This window comes from Actinopolyspora sp. BKK2 (assembly GCF_011291845.1).
GTDB classification, from domain to species: domain Bacteria; phylum Actinomycetota; class Actinomycetes; order Mycobacteriales; family Pseudonocardiaceae; genus Actinopolyspora; species Actinopolyspora saharensis.
The window spans coordinates 20,852-37,259 of the sequence record NZ_JAANTE010000003.1; the positions used below are offsets into that span (position 1 = coordinate 20,852).

General features: G+C 68.2%; 13 protein-coding genes. 8 read left to right on the forward strand and 5 right to left on the reverse strand.

Annotated features, from left to right (window positions below):
- Nucleotides 1-86 precede the first annotated feature (86 nt).
- Complete coding sequence (locus tag G9Q41_RS07110) at nucleotides 87-1,376, forward strand: amino acid deaminase (protein ID WP_207630775.1); 1,290 nt, start codon at nucleotides 87-89, stop codon at nucleotides 1,374-1,376.
- A gap of 312 nt (nucleotides 1,377-1,688) precedes the next feature.
- The gene (locus G9Q41_RS07115; protein ID WP_165632162.1) at nucleotides 1,689-2,822 is read left to right on the forward strand and encodes a lactonase family protein; all 1,134 of its coding nucleotides are present in this window, start codon (nucleotides 1,689-1,691) and stop codon (nucleotides 2,820-2,822) included.
- A gap of 15 nt (nucleotides 2,823-2,837) precedes the next feature.
- On the opposite strand, the gene G9Q41_RS07120 is transcribed toward G9Q41_RS07115, so the two are convergent.
- Together G9Q41_RS07120 and uvrA are read right to left on the reverse strand one after the other, a co-directional pair.
- Entirely contained in the window at nucleotides 2,838-3,956 is a 1,119-nt protein-coding gene (locus G9Q41_RS07120; RefSeq protein ID WP_165632163.1) for a DnaJ domain-containing protein, read from the reverse strand.
- Between the two features lie 297 nt (nucleotides 3,957-4,253).
- On the reverse strand, nucleotides 4,254-7,118 hold the full coding sequence (gene uvrA, locus G9Q41_RS07125) for an excinuclease ABC subunit UvrA (RefSeq protein ID WP_092521797.1): 2,865 nt from the start codon (nucleotides 7,116-7,118) through the stop codon (nucleotides 4,254-4,256).
- A 424-nt stretch (nucleotides 7,119-7,542) separates the two neighbouring features.
- Between uvrA and G9Q41_RS07130 the strand changes: the two genes are divergently transcribed.
- Nucleotides 7,543-8,313, forward strand: a complete 771-nt coding sequence (locus tag G9Q41_RS07130) for a maleylpyruvate isomerase family mycothiol-dependent enzyme (protein ID WP_165632164.1) — start codon at nucleotides 7,543-7,545, stop codon at nucleotides 8,311-8,313.
- A 34-nt stretch (nucleotides 8,314-8,347) separates the two neighbouring features.
- Nucleotides 8,348-9,025: an MBL fold metallo-hydrolase gene (locus G9Q41_RS07135; RefSeq protein ID WP_165632165.1), complete on the forward strand. Its 678-nt coding sequence runs from the start codon at nucleotides 8,348-8,350 to the stop codon at nucleotides 9,023-9,025.
- Nucleotides 9,026-9,543: 518 nt separating this feature from the next.
- Here the strand turns inward: G9Q41_RS07135 and G9Q41_RS07140 are convergent.
- Nucleotides 9,544-10,344, reverse strand: coding sequence for a hypothetical protein (locus G9Q41_RS07140; protein WP_165632166.1), 801 nt, complete (start codon nucleotides 10,342-10,344; stop codon nucleotides 9,544-9,546).
- 105 nt (nucleotides 10,345-10,449) lie between these two features.
- On the opposite strand from G9Q41_RS07140, the gene G9Q41_RS07145 reads away from it, so the two are divergent.
- A complete protein-coding gene (locus tag G9Q41_RS07145; RefSeq protein ID WP_165632167.1) occupies nucleotides 10,450-12,168 on the forward strand; it encodes a carbon starvation protein A in 1,719 nt (572 codons plus the stop codon).
- A gap of 85 nt (nucleotides 12,169-12,253) precedes the next feature.
- Here G9Q41_RS07145 and G9Q41_RS07150 read toward each other — a convergent pair whose 3' ends face one another.
- Nucleotides 12,254-13,144: a universal stress protein gene (locus G9Q41_RS07150; RefSeq protein WP_092522796.1), complete on the reverse strand. Its 891-nt coding sequence runs from the start codon at nucleotides 13,142-13,144 to the stop codon at nucleotides 12,254-12,256.
- 507 nt (nucleotides 13,145-13,651) lie between these two features.
- Between G9Q41_RS07150 and G9Q41_RS07155 the strand changes: the two genes are divergently transcribed.
- The 3 genes from G9Q41_RS07155 (at nucleotide 13,652) to G9Q41_RS07165 (ending at nucleotide 15,892) form a co-directional block, all read left to right on the forward strand.
- A complete protein-coding gene (locus tag G9Q41_RS07155; protein WP_165632168.1) occupies nucleotides 13,652-14,173 on the forward strand; it encodes a hypothetical protein in 522 nt (173 codons plus the stop codon).
- Nucleotides 14,174-14,265: 92 nt separating this feature from the next.
- On the forward strand, nucleotides 14,266-14,736 hold the full coding sequence (locus tag G9Q41_RS07160; protein WP_165632169.1) for a gamma-glutamylcyclotransferase family protein: 471 nt from the start codon (nucleotides 14,266-14,268) through the stop codon (nucleotides 14,734-14,736).
- Nucleotides 14,737-15,013: 277 nt separating this feature from the next.
- Nucleotides 15,014-15,892: an NAD(P)-dependent oxidoreductase gene (locus G9Q41_RS07165; protein ID WP_165632170.1), complete on the forward strand. Its 879-nt coding sequence runs from the start codon at nucleotides 15,014-15,016 to the stop codon at nucleotides 15,890-15,892.
- 56 nt (nucleotides 15,893-15,948) lie between these two features.
- Here the strand turns inward: G9Q41_RS07165 and G9Q41_RS07170 are convergent, their stop codons facing one another.
- Nucleotides 15,949-16,212, reverse strand: a complete 264-nt coding sequence (locus G9Q41_RS07170) for a DUF3040 domain-containing protein (RefSeq protein ID WP_092521805.1) — start codon at nucleotides 16,210-16,212, stop codon at nucleotides 15,949-15,951.
- Nucleotides 16,213-16,408 lie beyond the last annotated feature (196 nt).

Below are 16,408 nucleotides of genomic sequence, written 5' to 3' on the forward strand. Positions count from 1 at the left end.
TGTCGGAATGCTAGACAGCAGCATACACAACATGTGCAATATCCATTGCGCTCAATGCAACTGGAGGTTCGGTGCGGGCGGCGACTATGGACCGGTCGGCAGTGCGCGACCTGCGGGACGAACGAATCGACTGGCGCTTCAAGGGACTTCCCTCCGCTGCCTTCGGCAGCACGGTCGACCAGTTCCTCCGGACGCGTCCGAACCTCCGGGACAGCGGTTTCGTGGGACCACTGCTGCTGTTGGACCGTCCCGCGCTGGAGCACAACCTGACGACGATGGCCGACTGGTGTTCACGCCACGGCGTGCTGCTCTGCCCGCACGGCAAGACCACCATGGCTCCCCAGCTCTTCCAGCGCCAGCTCGATCACGGCGCCTGGGGGATCACAGCGGCCAACGTCAGCCAGTTGCGGGTTTATCGGGCGTTCGGCACGAGCCGCGTTCTGCTGGCGAACCAGCTCGTCGACCCAAGCGGACTCTCCTGGCTGGCCTCCGAACTGGACCGGGACCCCGGGTTCGACTTCGGCTGCTGGGTCGACTCCACCAGGAACGTGGAACTGATGGAGCGGACGCTGTCCGCGACGGGGTGTCACCGTCCCGTGGACGTACTGGTCGAGCTCGGCCGGCGCGACGGCCGCACGGGGGCCAGGAGCACTGCGGAGGCGCTGGAGGTCGCACGAGCGGTGGACGCGAGCCCGCACCTGCGCCTGGCCGGGGTCTGCGGCTACGAGGGAGCGATCTCGCACGATCTCAGCGACACCGACCTGAGCGCGGTGGACGACTACCTCGCCGGGATGCGCGAAGTGGTCACCGGTGCCGCACGAGCGGGGCTGTTCGACGAGGTCGACGAGATCGTCGTGACGGCTGGAGGAAGTTCCTACTTCGACCAGGTGGCCGAGGCGCTCACCACGCCGTGGGAACTGGACAGACCTGTCGTCCCGGTCCTGCGCAGCGGCTCCTACATAACCCACGACCACGGCTCGTACCGCACCATGTCCCCCTTCGGGCGTGCCCACCGACTGGCGGGTCCCGAACAGCCCTTCCGCCCCGCGCTGCGCGTGCTGGCCCAGGTGATCTCCCGCCCCGATCCGGACCTGGTGCTGCTGACCCTCGGGAGGCGCGATGCCTCCTTCGACCAGGACCTCCCACAGCCGCAGCGGGTGCGCACCGGCGACGGGGTCCGTCCGCTGCAGGGGGCTCGGATGACGGAACTGGCCGACCAGCACGCTTTCGTCCGGGTGCCCGCGGATTCCGCCGCGGAGGTCGGCGACTGGTTCGAGTGCGGGCTCTCGCACCCGTGCACGGTGTTCGACAAGTGGCCACTGATACCGCTCGTCGACGGCGAGGAAGTGGTCGACCTCGTGCGCACCTTCTTCTGACGCGGAATCGAGCGAACCGGCGAGCGCCCGGTTCGCGGGCTTCCTCCTCCAGCCTCGCCGCGGCCCTGCTCGAGTCGCACCCCGCGGTGCTGCGCCGCACCGTTCGGTCCTTTCGGGGAAAGGATACGAACAACCGGGCGCGCAACCACTCCTGTTCACTCCCGAGGAGCGCAACGCGAGTGGACGTTCGCCGCGCTCTCGGCCTGTTCCCTCAGCCGAAAGTGCGACACACTGTCCGAAGTCGCCGGACCGTCGAACCGCCCCCGAACCACGACCGTTTCCGGTCCGCACGAACGACTTCGAGGAGACGAATTGTCCACCACCCCGAATCGTCGCGCTTTCCTCACCGCACTCGGCGCGGTGGGAGCCACCACTGCCCTGACGGGCACGAGCAGCGCCCGGCCCGCCGGGCACCGCAGTCCCGTGTACCTCGGCAGCTTCAGCTGGACCGATCCGCCCGGAGAGGGCTTCCAGGTCTTCGCGCGCGACATCTCTTCCGGAGCGCTCCGTCCCGAGAGCACGATCGACGGGGTCCCGGACGCGTCGTGGCTGGCCTTCTCCCCGCGCCGACGCGTCCTGTACACCACCAACGAACTGGCCCCGAACGGAGCGATCACCGCACTCGACCTCGATGATCCGTGGCAACCACGAATACTGAACACGCGGTCCAGCGAAGGAGCGAGCCCCACCCACCTGAGCGTCCACCCGACGGGGCGTTTCCTGCTGACCGCCAACTACACCGACGGAACGGTCGTGGTCCACCGCCTGAACGACGACGGGGGCGTCGGCGAGCCCACCGATCTGGCCGAGCACTCCTCAGGTCACCGCGCGCCCAAAGCGCACCAGGTACTGCCCGATCCGACCGGGCGGTGGACCATCAGCGTGGACCTCGGCGCCGATGCCGTGCACACCTACCACCTGGACACGGTGACCGGAAAGCTGCGGCTCAACCAGCGGTTGCCGATCCGAGCCGGGAACGGCCCCAGGCATCTGGAATTCCACCCCGCGGGGCGGTACGCCTACCTGGTCAACGAGCTCGCCAGCACCGTGACGGTGTTGGAATGGCACGCCACCGCCGGAGAGTTCGCCGTTCTCTCCACGCTCGACACCCGACCGCCGGGCGCCCGCGGTGAGAACGTTCCCGCCGAGATCGTGGTCGACCGCGCGGGCCGGTTCTGCTATTTGACCAACCGCGGGGACGACACCGTGGCCGTGTTCACCATCGAAGCGCGCGGCGCGCGACTCCGGTTGAGCGAAACCGTCCCCACCGGCGGCGCCTGGCCACGTCACTGCACGCTGGACCGGAGTCAGCGCTGGTTGTACGTGGCCAACCAGAACTCCGGGACCGTCACCCGACTGCCACGCCACCCGGGCACGGGGCGGGTGGGGCCCGTCGCCGGCAGCGTCGCGGCCCCGGGAGCGGTCATGTTGGCCCTCCGGAACTGAGCGCGACGGGGTCCGTCAGGGAACCACCCGGGCCAGCACTTGGCGAAAGGCGTCCCGATGCACCCTGGCCGGGTCCGCGGCCAGGTATCGTCCGATCTCGTCCACGAACCCGGCCGGAGTCATCGGAGGCGCGGGGACGCTACCGGGGGACTCGCTCGCGGTGATCTCACCCGCGCGACTCGGGTACAGCACCAGCGCTCCCACCACCTCGACGTCGCGCAACAGTTCCCGGTAGGCCGCGATGCTCTCGGCCAGGTTGGTGCTCCCGCCCCGGAAAACGCTCCCGTTCCGACGCAACGTACCGTCCGCATCGGCGGTGTAGTGCCCCGGCAACCACATCTTGGACTCGATGAGCACCAGTCTCCTGCCGCAGAGCACCGCGTGATCGACGTCGGCGAACACCGAGTCGGGCCAGGAGAGGCCGTGAAATATCCGCACCCCGGGAAGACGGGTCAGATAGGTGGACAGCAGTTCGGCGGTCAGCCGTTCGCCGTGTTCGCCCCTGACCCCGGCCGGTTCCCCGAAGACGGTGCAGCGGCCGAACTCGGTGATGAACGCCCGGTCCTCGGAAGCAGCGGGCAAGTACTCCGGCGCGTAGCGATAGGCGCCGGCCACGGCTATCGCGGGCATCAGCCACAGCACCAGCAGCAGCGGCCACGCCTCGCTGACCAGGACCACCGGCAACAGCAGCGCCCATCCCCCGACGGCTGCCGCCATGGCACCACCGCGGTAGGGGGCCCGTGGGATGTAGCGGACCGGTTGCCTCGGGTTGACGGCGTGCCACCACGGCAGCTGGTCCACGTCGAGTTCCGGCTTCGGCGGCACAAAGTTCGGGTCGGCCCCGAAGTCCCTTCTGGTTCTTCGCGTGCGGGGACGTCTCCGGCGTCGCGCGGCCGTGGCCCCTGCCGGGGTTCCCCCGTCCGTTCCGCTGCCGAGGTCACCCCGGTCGTAAGCGGCTCGGCGAGCCGGATCGCTGAGGGTCTCGTAGGCTTCCTGCAGATTCCGGAAGGTTCCGGCCGTTCCTCCGGCATCGGGATGCATCACGCGCGCCAGGGAGCGGTAAGCGGACTTGATCTCCGCGGACGACGCGTCCCGGGCCACCCCGAGCAGCTCGTAGTAATCGTCCCCGTTCACGCTCTGCGACCACCTTCCGTTTCGACACTGTGACGATACGGAAGCGTAGGACTCGACGCCCAGCGGGCTTCCGGACGGAGAACGGGTGCCGACCGTCCGGAACGCGCGATCTGTCGGGTGTGGCCGCAGTGCATATGTCCGGAGAATACCGCGAAACCCCGGAATGATCATCCACATGGGACACAAGTGCGGATTCTTTCCGGTCGTCGTGCCACGCACCGGAAACGGTGCTCTCCGCGGCGTTCCCGCCTCGGGCGGAGCTCACGGAGAGCACCGGCAGCGCTGCCCGGGGACGAGCTACTCGTGCTCGGCCAGCACGGGTGCCAGGAACCGGCCGGTGTAGCTCTCCTCGACCTGAGCGACCTCTTCGGGACTGCCCTGAGCGACGAGCAGTCCCCCGCCATCACCCCCTTCGGGGCCCAGGTCCAGCAGCCAGTCCGCCATCTTGATCACATCGAGGTTGTGCTCGATGACGACCACCGTGTTGCCCTTGTCCACCAGACCGTTGACCACGCCGAGCAGCTTCCGGATGTCCTCGAAGTGCAGCCCGGTGGTCGGTTCGTCGAGAATGTAGACGGTTTGACCGGTCGAACGCTTCTGCAGCTCACTGGCGAGCTTGACCCGCTGCGCCTCTCCCCCGGAGAGGGTCGGAGCCGGCTGGCCCAGCCGCACGTAACCGAGGCCGACGTCGACGAGCGTCCGCAGATGGCGGTGGATCGCCGTGATCGGCTTGAAGAACTCGGCGGCCTCCTCAATCGGCATGTCCAGCACCTCTGCGATGCTCTTGCCCTTGTAGTGCACTTCGAGGGTCTCCCGGTTGTAACGGGCCCCCTTGCAGACCTCGCAGGGCACGTACACGTCGGGCAGGAAGTTCATCTCGATCTTGAGGGTTCCGTCACCGGCGCAGGCCTCGCAGCGGCCGCCCTTGAGGTTGAACGAGAACCTGCCCGGCTGGTAACCGCGCACCTTGGCCTCGTTGGTGGCGGCGAACAGCTTGCGGATGCGGTCGAAGACCCCCGTGTAAGTGGCGGGGTTGGAGCGCGGCGTCCGTCCGATGGGTGACTGATCCACCTGGACGAGCTTGTCCACGTGCTCCAGCCCCCTGATCCGCTTGTGCCTGCCGGGGACCACGCGAGCCCCGTTCAGCTTGTTCGCCAGCGAGGAAGCCAGCACATCGTTGACCAGGGTCGACTTCCCCGAGCCGGACACTCCCGTCACGCCGATCAGACAGCCGAGCGGGAAGGACACGTCGATCTCGTCGAGATTGTTCTCGCGAGCGCCGACCACGGTCAACTGACGTTTCGGATCACGCCGCCTCCGCGCGGCGGGGAGCTCGATGCGTTTGCGCCTGGCCAGGTAGTCCCCGGTCAACGAGTTCTCGTTGGCCAACAGCTCGTTCACCGGCCCCGCGTGCACGACGTGCCCGCCGTGCTCGCCCGCGCCCGGTCCGATGTCGACCACCCAGTCCGCGCTGCGCACGGTGTCCTCGTCGTGCTCGACCACGATCAACGTGTTCCCGAGGTCGCGCAGCCTGCTCAGGGTGTCCAGCAGCCGGCGGTTGTCCCGCTGGTGCAGCCCGATGGACGGTTCGTCCAGTACGTAGAGCACCCCCACCAGTCCGGACCCGATCTGGGTGGCCAGTCGAATACGCTGCGCCTCTCCCCCGGAGAGCGTGCCGGCGGGCCGGTCCAACGAGAGGTACTCCAACCCCACGTCGAGCAGGAAACCGAGCCGGGCCTGCACCTCCTTGAGGACCCTGCCCGCGATCATCTGCTCGCGTTCGCCGAGAACCAGTCCGTTGAGGAACTCCGAGCAGTCCCGCACGCTCAACGCGCTGACCCCGGCGATGGACTTCTCCCCCAGCTCGGCGTTCTCCACCGTCACCGCCAGGATCTCCGGCTTGAGCCTGCTGCCCGAGCACGAGGGGCACGGGACGTCCCGCATGTAGCCCTCGTACTTCTCCCTGGTGTAGTCCGACTCGGTCTGTTCCAGCCTGCGCTCCAGGAAGGGAATGACGCCCTCGTAGGCGGCGTAGTACGAGCGCTGCCTACCGTAGCGGTTCCGGTAGCGCATGTGCACCTGGTCGTTGGTGCCGTGCAGTATCGCCTTCTTGACCTTGGTGGAAAGTCGCTTCCAGGGCGTGTCCATGCGGAATCCGACCGCTTCGGAAAGCGCCGTCAGCATCCGGGTGAAGTACTCCGCCGTGTTCCCCCCGCTCCACGGGGCTATCGCCCCTTCGGACAGCGAAAGGTCCTCATCGGGGACGATCAGTTCGGGATCCACTTCCTTGCGGATTCCGATACCGGCGCATTCCGCGCACGCACCGTAGGGCGAGTTGAACGAGAAGGCCCTCGGTTCGAGCTCTTCCACTCCGAAGGGGTGACCGTTGGGGCAGGCGAAATTCTCCGAGAACTTGCGTTCCCGCTGCCCGTCCTTCTCGTCGACGTCGACGAACTCGAGCACGACCAGACCGTCGGCCAACCGCAGGGCCGTCTCCACGGAGTCCGTCAGCCGCTGCTTGGCGCTCGGTTTGACGGTCAGCCTGTCCACCACGACCGCTATGTCATGCTTCTCCTGCTTCTTCAGGGTGGGGGGCGACTCCAGCGGATAGACCTCCCCGTCGACGCGCACCCTGGCGTAGCCCTGGGTCTGCAGCTGCTCGAACAGGTCCACGTACTCGCCCTTGCGCCCACGCACCACCGGGGCCAGCACCTGGAAGCGGGTGCGCTCCGGCATGTCCAGGACCTGGTCGACTATCTGCTGCGGGGTCTGCTTGCTGATCGACTCCCCGCACTCGGGGCAGTGGGGCCTGCCTGCTCGCGAGAACAGCAAGCGCAGATAGTCGTGTACCTCGGTGATCGTTCCGACGGTCGAACGCGGGTTCTTGCTCGTCGATTTCTGATCGATCGACACCGCCGGGGAGAGGCCCTCGATGAAGTCCACATCCGGCTTGTCCATCTGCCCGAGGAACTGTCTGGCATAGGCCGACAACGATTCGACGTAGCGACGCTGCCCCTCGGCGAAGATCGTGTCGAAGGCCAGGCTCGACTTCCCCGAACCGGACAGTCCCGTGAACGCGATGAGGCTGTCGCGGGGCAGATCGAGATCGATTCCGCTCAGGTTGTGCTCACGCGCGCCGCGAACGACTAGGCGGTCAGCCACTCGGTGATCCCTTCGCAAAGTGCGTGGTCAATGCGGATGCACGGGTGGCGTCGGTCCGCCGCACGCCACCGCGCACCACTACCCGCCCGCGCGCTTGCGCTGCCCGATCGGTCGTCGATCCGCGGGCACGGGGTGTGGTGCTCCCATGCTATTGCAGAGGCCCGACAGAGCTGTTCGGCGCGGCTGTTTCGACGCGGGAACCGACCCGGGCCCTGCCGGGGAACGCTTTTCACGACGGCGAAATTCCACCGGACGTGGAGGAGCACCGCTTCCCGCCTTCCGGAAAAGCTCGACCAGCGGTGGACGAGAAGCACTACCGCGCGCCCCGGAACCACGCTTACCCTCGACCGCACCGGATGAACACCCCTTCGGTGACAGTCCCCACGGGGCCCGAGGGAAACGCGGCACTTCCGGAAGGAGGCTCATGGTCGAGCTCGAGTCCAGCGCTGGTCGTCCACGCGAACGCACCACGACCGCACACCCCAGAACCCACGACCTCCTCGCCGCCGTGCAGGGCGCCACGAACACGCTACTCGAAACCGTGGGGGCGATGGACGAGGTCTCGGTACACGCCCCCAGTTCGCTGCCCGGGTGGAGCCGGGCGCACGTGATCTCGCACCTGGCGCGCAACGCGGACGGGTGCGTGAACCTGCTCACCTGGGCTCGTACCGGTGTGGAACACCCCATGTACCCGAGCGCGGCGGACCGGGACGCCGACATCGCGGAGGGAAGCCACCGCAATCACCGCTTGCTGTTCGAGGACCTGGCCGCCTCGTCCGACCGCTTCTTCGAAGCCGCCCGCACCCTGCCGCAGGAGGCCTGGCACTCCTTGGTCGCCAGCGTCCCCGGCAACCCCGTTCCGGCGCACGAGGTGCTGCGCAACCGGCTGCTCGAGGTCAGGGTCCACATGATCGACCTCGATCACGGCTTCGGGTTCGAGGACATGCCACGGGGTGACCTCGAAAGGCTGCTCAACGACGCGGTCCGCCAGCTCGGGGGCAGGACGGACGTTCCACCGCTGTCGGTGACCATCGACTTCGACGACGGCAACAGCACCGTGTGGGAGATCGGGGCACCGCATTCCCAGCGGTACCGGGTTCGAGGCAGGGCCGGGACGGTCCTGGGCTGGCTGCTGGGACGCACCGCCCCGGGGACGCTCGGCGACTCCGCCCCGGAGCTCCCACCGTGGCTGTGAGCGTCCGGGAACCGATCCGGTTAGGCTCGGTCGCGTGGAGATCCAGGAACACTACACCGGACACGTACAACCGGGCGGGGCCGCGGTGCGGCGCAGGCTCGACGCGCTGACCATCACCAAGATTTCCGTCGGCCCGATGGACAACAACGCGTATCTGCTCACCTGCAGCAACACCGGGGATGCGCTGCTGATCGACGCGGCCAACGACCCCGAACGCCTGGCGGACCTGCTCGGCCACGACGAGGACCGGCCACGCCTGCGCACCATCGTGACCACGCACCAGCATCCGGATCACTGGCAGGCCCTCGGATCCGTCGCGGGGCAAACCGGTTCCTACACCGTCGCCCACCCGCAGGATGCCCACCCCCTGCCGGTGCCCCCGGACCGGGAGGTCGAGCACGGCGAGACCGTCCAGGTGGGCGACTCGGCGCTGGAGGTCATCCACCTGCGCGGGCACACGCCCGGCTCCATCGCCCTGCTCTACCGGGATCCGAACGGCCGTCCCCACCTGTTCACCGGGGACTCGCTGTTCCCCGGCGGAGTCGGCAAGACCAACTCCGCGGAGGACTTCTGCGCGCTGCTCGACGACGTCGAGAACCGCGTGTTCGCGGTGCTGCCCGACGAGACGTGGTTCTACCCCGGCCACGGTGACGACTCGACGCTGGGTGTCGAGCGGCCCAAGCTACCCGAGTGGCGCGAGCGGGGCTGGTGACCTCCTCCGCACGGCTCGGCCGCACCGCGAAACGCCGCGAGCACCTTCCTCCGAGGTTTCGGTTCCCGGATCGCCGGGCGTTTCCGGGAACCGGTCGGTGACCGATCGAATCCCCCAGCCGACGAGCTCGTCGCAGTGTTGTCCGGAATTCTGCCACGGGCTCGTCGGCGCCCGACAGAACGCGAATTCCGCGTGACTGCTCTCGCGGTAGACGAAACCTGCTCGCACAGGTGGACGAACAACCGGTCATTTTTCCGAAATCTGCTCGAGGAAAACGCGGACCGGCTCCCCGGACGAAAAGCGGTTCCCACGGCGCGCCGCCGAAAAGAAGCGACGTCACCGGACGGAGTGCCAGAATGAACCGGTGATTCCGGTGCTCCCCGTACTGCTCGGATCGCTGCCCACTCGGATCGCTGCCCACTCGGATCGCTGCCCACTCGGATCGCTGCCCGCGACAACCCGGTTCACGCCCCCTCGGGCGAGGCCCGTCCGCCGGACGGCAGCGTTCGCCAGACCGCTCACCCACCCCGTTCGGCGGCGACGATCGCCCGGCGGCACTCCTTGGCCAACCGATGTCTGCGTCGGATCCGTTCCAACAGTCCCAGGGGAGCGAGATGCCGCCCCGGGACGCCGCCCTCGCGGTGCTCGATCAGCAGTTCGTCCCCGGAGAACCACCCGAAAGCCCGCCAGCTCTCCCACCGCTCGAAATCGGAGGCCGTGTAGTCGTGCGCGAACAACACCCCCGACCCCGCGCGAAGTGGTTCACTCTCCGCCGGAGTCGAGCACTTCACCCGATCCGCGGAAAGACCGTCGATCGAGACGGTGGTTACCTCCGGTCGCGCGGAGTCGCCACCAACCGCCAGCACGTGTCTGGCCGGATCGACGCGCGCGACGAGCTTCCTCACACGCTCGGGGGAAGGCATCTCCACGATCAACCGCGGCGTCCACCACCAGTTCTCCCGCCGTGAGATCACGCTGTCCGCCAGCAACCTCGAGGGCGGGTACTTGAACAGTTCCTGCTCGAGCAGCCCGTGGAGAAAGCTCTCCCCGGTGAGGTCCTCCCGCACCCGGACCGGGCCGTGGGCCACGATCCCGTCGCTCCCCTCCCCGAGGGAACGCCCGTCCGTCACGGAGAACCCGACCTCCTCCGCGCGGGAGAGCTCGCGGACCAGGGCCAGCCAGGAGTACGGCAGCGCCACGCAGGGGGTGTCCCCATCCGACAACGGAGTAGCGGCGATCACTCGGGGGCGTCCTGTTCCGTCCACCCAACACAGCTCGGCGGTCAGCGCCTCCCGCCACGTGGACCGAAAACAGCGCACCCGTCACTTCCTTCCACTCTGGTGTGTCCCCCGAATGGGAGATACTCTCCGCCGGTGGCTTATACCACGTTGTCAGACATCACGGCCATGCCAGAGGAGTGAGACATGCCCGCGATCGTCCCCGCTCTGGTGGTCCTGGGGATCTTTGCCCTGGGGTACCGCTACTACTCGGCCTATCTGGCACGCCGCGTGTACGCCCTGGATCCCGAGTTCCTGACCCCCGCCCACCAACAGCACGACGGCGTCGACTTCGTACCGACCAACAAACACGTACTGTTCGGACACCACTTCACCTCGGTCGCGGGAGCTGCCCCGATCGTCGGACCGGCGATCGCGGTCTTCTGGGGCTGGGGACCGGCACTGCTGTGGATCACCGTGGGCACGGTGTTCGCCGCCGGGGTGCACGACTTCGGCTCACTGGTGATCTCGGTGCGTCACCGGGCACAGAGCATCGGGGCCGTAGCCAGGGAAGTGATCAGCAAAAGAGCGCGAACCCTCTTCCTGCTGATCATCTTTTTCCTGCTCACGCTGGTCAACGCCGTGTTCGCCGTCGTGATAGCCAACCTGTTCGTGGCGAACCCGGCCGCGGTTCTTCCGGTGCTGCTGCAAATACCGCTGGCCATCGGAATCGGGCAGTACGTCTACCGCACTCGCTCCTCGGCCTTCGTGCCCTCGATCGTCGGTGTGGTCGTGCTCTACCTGACCATCCTGCTCGGAACCCAGTTCCCCGTCTCGGTGGAACCGCTCGCCGGAGCACTGGGAATCGAGCCGCGAACGCTCTGGGTAGTCCTGCTGTTCGCCTACACTTTCGTGGCCTCCCGGCTCCCCGTCTGGGTGCTGCTGCAGCCGAGGGACTACATCAACTCTCACCAGCTGTTCGTCGGCCTCGGCGTCATCCTGCTCGGCATCATCGTCGGTCTCGACCGGATAGCCGCTCCGGTGGTCAACGACGTCCCGAGCGACGCGCCGAGCTGGTTCCCCTTCCTGTTCGTGACCATCGCCTGCGGCGCGGTGTCCGGCTTCCACAGCCTGGTCTGCTCCGGCACCTCGTCGAAGCAGTTGCACCGAGAGACCGACGCCCGCTACGTCGGATACATGGGAGCCGTCAGCGAAGGGGCGCTGGCGCTCGCGGCCGTGCTGGCCGTGACGGCCGGAGCCGTCGGTTCCCGCGCGGAGTGGAACGATCTCTACTCGAGTTTCGCGCTCGCCTCCGACGGAGCCACGCAGAACTTCGTGGAGGGCGTGGCCGGATTCGCGAACAACCTCGGCCTGCCCGTCGGCATCGGAGTCGTCTTCGCCACCATAGTGGTGATCAGCTTCGCCGCGACCACGATGGACACCGGTGTGCGGTTGCAGCGCTACGTGGTGCAGGAGATCGGGGAGATCACAAGGGTGTCCGCGCTGTCCAGGAACATGACGGTGGCCACGACCGCGGCCGTGGTCGTTCCGATGGCGATGGCGCTGCTTCCCGGCGGCGGGGAGAAGGGCTACACGTTCGGCGTGCTCTGGCAGCTCTTCGGCACCACGAATCAGCTCACCGCCGGCCTGGCGCTGGCGGTGGTGGCCGTCTGGGTGACCAAGAACAACCGCAATCCCCTGGTCGTGTTGTTGCCGCTGGTGCTCCTGCTGGTGATGACGACCTGGGCACTGACGCTGAACCTGCTGGAATTCCTCCAGCAGGGCCAATGGGTGCTCGCTCCGCTGGACCTGATCATCTTCCTGCTCGCCGTGTGGTTGATCGTCGAAGCGATCGTGGCGCTGCGGCGCGCGGCACGGAGCCGCTCGGACCGAGAAGACGTCGCCACGCACTCCGTGGAGGCCTGAAGAATCCGCTCGAGACCGCAGCGGGGACCTCCGATGGGGACCTCCGACGGTATCGGCACGTCGTGCCGCTCCTCGGAGGTCCCGTTCAGCGGGCCACCAGGACCGGGCAGGGCGAGTGGTGCAGCAGAGTCTGGCTGGTCGAGCCGAGCAGCAGGCCGGCCAGCCCCCCGCGCCCGCGAGCCCCGACGACCACGAGCCGCGCCCTCCGGGCCTGCTCCAAGAGGCACCGCGCGGGCTTGCCGTAGGTGACGAGCTCGTGCACCGCGACGTCCGGATAGTCGGCACGCCAGCCCGCCAGCACCTCGGACAACAGTCGTTCCTCGTCGGCCTGCACCGCGGCCCGGGGTTCCTCGGCCTGTTCCCTGGTCCACAGTTGTCCCACCACCAGGTCGTGCCAGGCGTGCACGGCCAGCAACTCAGCCGAACGCGCAGAGGCCGTCTCGAACGCCCAGCGCAGAGCCCGTTCGCCCGCCCTGGACCCGTCGACGCCCACCACGACCGGACGGTCCGTGGCCTCCTCCCCCTCATCCGGCTCGCGGATCACCGCCACGGGGGACTGACCGTGCTGGCACAGCGCGATCGCGACCGACCCCAGTATCACTCCGCTGAAGCTGCCCAGTCCTCTGCTGCCGACCACCACGAGCCGAGCGGTCGTGGACTCGTCCAACAGCACGGTCCGGGCCGATCCCGTGCGTACGCCCGTTTCGACCACTACCTCGGGAGCTTCCGAAGCGGCTATCTCCGCCGCGCTGCGCAGCCAGTCCCGCACGAACTCCCGCGCGGTTTCGTTCGCCGACTCCGGCGCGGAGGTTCCCAACGTGTCCGGCACGTAATCGGACGCGGAGACGTCGGCGTGCACCACGTGCAGCGGCGCCGACCGCAAGGAGGCCTCCCGCGCCGCCCAGCGCACTGCTTCGAAGGAGGTGGGAGAACCGTCCAGCCCCACGAGAACCGGTTTCGCGGTGGAGTTGCGCATCTTCACGCTCCGAAACGCTCGCCGTCGAGCACGCCACGCGCGGGCGCGCACCTGCCCGCAAGACGGTCATCGGCAGCGCACGACCGTCCTCCGCCACGATGACACCGATGGGGGAACTCCGCAGAGATCATCGGAGACAGCGGTCGCTCGAGGGATTCGCCCGCTCGCGCGGGTTCCGCGAAATCTGCCCGCCGAGCACGCCGGCGACGCGCCCGTTCACACGATCCACCGATCACACGGATTCGACTCGGGTAAGATGTTGTCGCGAACCGAAAATATGCGAGCATCGCACATGTCACACGGATGGACGTTGCGCTGTCGTCGCCCCGCCAGTTAGGAGCGACGCTCGGCAGAGCACAATCATGTAAGGACACGCGTCGCTGTCGCCCGTGGGTACCGTGCCGCTCGGCGGGCACGAAAAACCCCGAAACCGAAAACGGGTCCGACGGTTCGGCAGGGTGTGGCCTTTCGGCGGCCGGCTGAGATGCCGACAAGGGAAGGACCGAGGTGGATACCGAGATCGCGCAGACCGACGACCTCCGGCTCGTCGCGCTGCAGAGCGCCGTGAACTGCACCGACATGTTCGTCCGCTTCACGCTGAGCGAGTGGTCACTGCGCCCCATGACCGAGGACGCCACGCGGGTCGCCACCCGGCTGGTGTCCGCTGTGGTCGAGCGCTCCAACACGAACGCCCCCGGCTTCGTCTCCGTGCGCCTGCGTATCCACGGCAACAACCTGGTGATAGAGCTCGAGGACGACCAGCCCGTGCTGCCCGCCACCGTCCCGTCGGACCTGGCAGGCGTGCACACCGAAGTGGTCTCCTCCGGGGAACGGCCGCGCATCCTGCGGTGCGAGCTGGAGCTTCCCCAGGGAATGCGCGCCTCGGACGTCCCCCTCCCCCGCCGCGAACCGAAACGGTCCCAATCCTCCGAGCAGCCCGAGAACCCTTCCGAGGACGTCGACCCGCAGGTGATGGAGCGGCTGCTTTCGAGCCTGAGCAAACGGAACCCCGCCGGCGGTTCCGAGTAATCCCCGCAGACGCGGGGCAGGCTGAGCGGAGGACGCGGGAGCGGACTCGGCGATCGCTTCCCGCGCGGGACCGCCCGTACGGTGGAAGATCGATGCGTGACCCCGCGAACCCCTGCTCCGCCTCCCCGGGGCGGAGAGCGGAGAGCTCCCGAACGGATTTCCCCGAGCACATCGCCGTGTACGGCACCCTGCGGAGCAACGGTTCGGCGTCCGGGCTGCTGGCCGAGCTGGTTGCCGCGCGGGAGGGGGACACCACCCTGCCCGGGGTGCTGTACGACACGGGACGCGGTTATCCGGCCTTCGTTCTCGAGCGGTTCCCACCCCGTCCCTCGCGGGAACCGGCGGAGCGCGGTGTGCCCGCCGAGGTGTACCGGCTGCGCGATCCCCGCAGCGCCCTTCCCGTGCTGGACGACTACGAGGGTCCGGAGTACGAACGTCTCGTGCTCGACCTCGACGCCGAGCGCTCGTGCTGGGTGTACGTCTGGCGTCCCCCGGTCGAAGGTATGCGCAGGATTTTCGGGGGCTGGACGGAGTCCTGTCGACAGCACCCGCGCGACGGGTGAGCCAGGGCCGCCGCCGCGCGCAGCCCCCCGCGGCCCGAGCGTGTCCGGGCCGGTGCTCGCCGGGGAAATGTCCTAGGATCTCGGGCGGAACGATCCGTTCGGAAAGCTCTCGACCCGACACGTGGGCCGAGACCTCGCTCCGCGAGGCCCGGGCATCCGGTCGGAATCAACCATCCCACGATGATCTCTCAACGTCTCCCGGGCGCGGGCGAACCGAGCACGGGCTCCCCCGCTACCACGCACCCGGGGGACACGCTGGACGAACTGGAGAAAACCGATGACTACGGTCGCGTTTCTGGGGACCGGGACCATGGGCGCTCCGATGGCGAGCAACCTGCTCGGAGCCGGTTTCGACGTCAGGGTTTGGAACCGTAGCCGGGACAAGGCCGCTCCGCTCGGCGCGGAGGGGGCGATGGTCGCGGACACTCCGACGGAGGCGGCCCACAACGCCGATGTCCTGGTGACCATGCTGCTGGACACGGAGGCGACCGTGCAGGCCGGCCGCGAGGCCGTCGCGGCGCTGGGCCCCGACTCCGTCTGGGTGCAGATGGGCACCATCGGCCTGGAGGGAATGGAGCGGGTCCGGCAGCTCGCTCAGGAGATCACGCTGGTCGACGCTCCCGTGCTCGGAACCCGCGCCCCCGCCGAGCAGGGCACACTGACGGTACTCGCCGCGGCCTCCCCCGAGGTTCGGTCCACTGTGCGACCACTGCTGGACGCGGTCGGGCAACGCACCCTGTGGGTGGGTGAGGACGCGGCGTTCGCGAGCGGCACGCGGCTGAAGTTGGCGGTCAACAGCTGGGTGCTCACACTCACCAACGCCGTGGGGGAATCACTATCGCTGGCCCGGCATCTCGGGCTGGATCCGAATCTGTTCCTGGACGCCATCGACGGCAGCGCCACCGATTCCCCCTACGCCCACCTGAAGGGCTCGGCGATCCTGAACGAGCAGCTCGCCCCGTCCTTCACGGTGCGCGGCGCGGCCAAGGACGCCTCCCTGATCAGCGAGGCCGCGGGGGACTCCTTGCAACTGGATCTCATCCGTGCGGCCGGTGAGCGCCTTCAGCGGGCCGAGGAGGCGGGTTACGCGGACTCGGACATGGCAGCGGCGTACTTCGCGTCCTTCGTTTCCAACACCTCGACCGGGTCGGAATAGCGGTGGGTGTTTCCCAGCGGCAGCGTCGTGGCGTCTTCCGCGGAAGCCGGCACGGCCTACCTGACCCGCCCGCGCCAGATACGGAACGTCAACAGCGCTCCCGCCAACGCGGCGGCCAGCAGAGCCGCGCCGAACTCGGCGAGCACGAGCAGAGCTGTGGACAGTCCCATGGCCACCACGGCGAGTACCAGTAGCGGTGAGATTCTGCGCCAGACGGATCGCGGGGTCCCCTCGGCCAGGCCACGGGCCAGTTCGGGATCCTCCTCGGTGAGCCGGTTTTCGATCTCTTCCAGGCTGCGGCGCTCGTATTTGTCCAACATCGCCGACCTCCCGCAGCTTTCGCTGTCCGCTCCTCACTCGGGCACGACCAGTGTCACACCCGAACGACCCTGAGAGCCAGTCGCGAAAGCGAGGAGTGTCGGGAAAGGGACAGCGGCGCTCCCCGGAAGGCCGAGAGGTCGAGAGACCCGGCGGGGCTCGGCGAGCCCCGCCGGGCCACCGTAGTTCGTGGTCCGG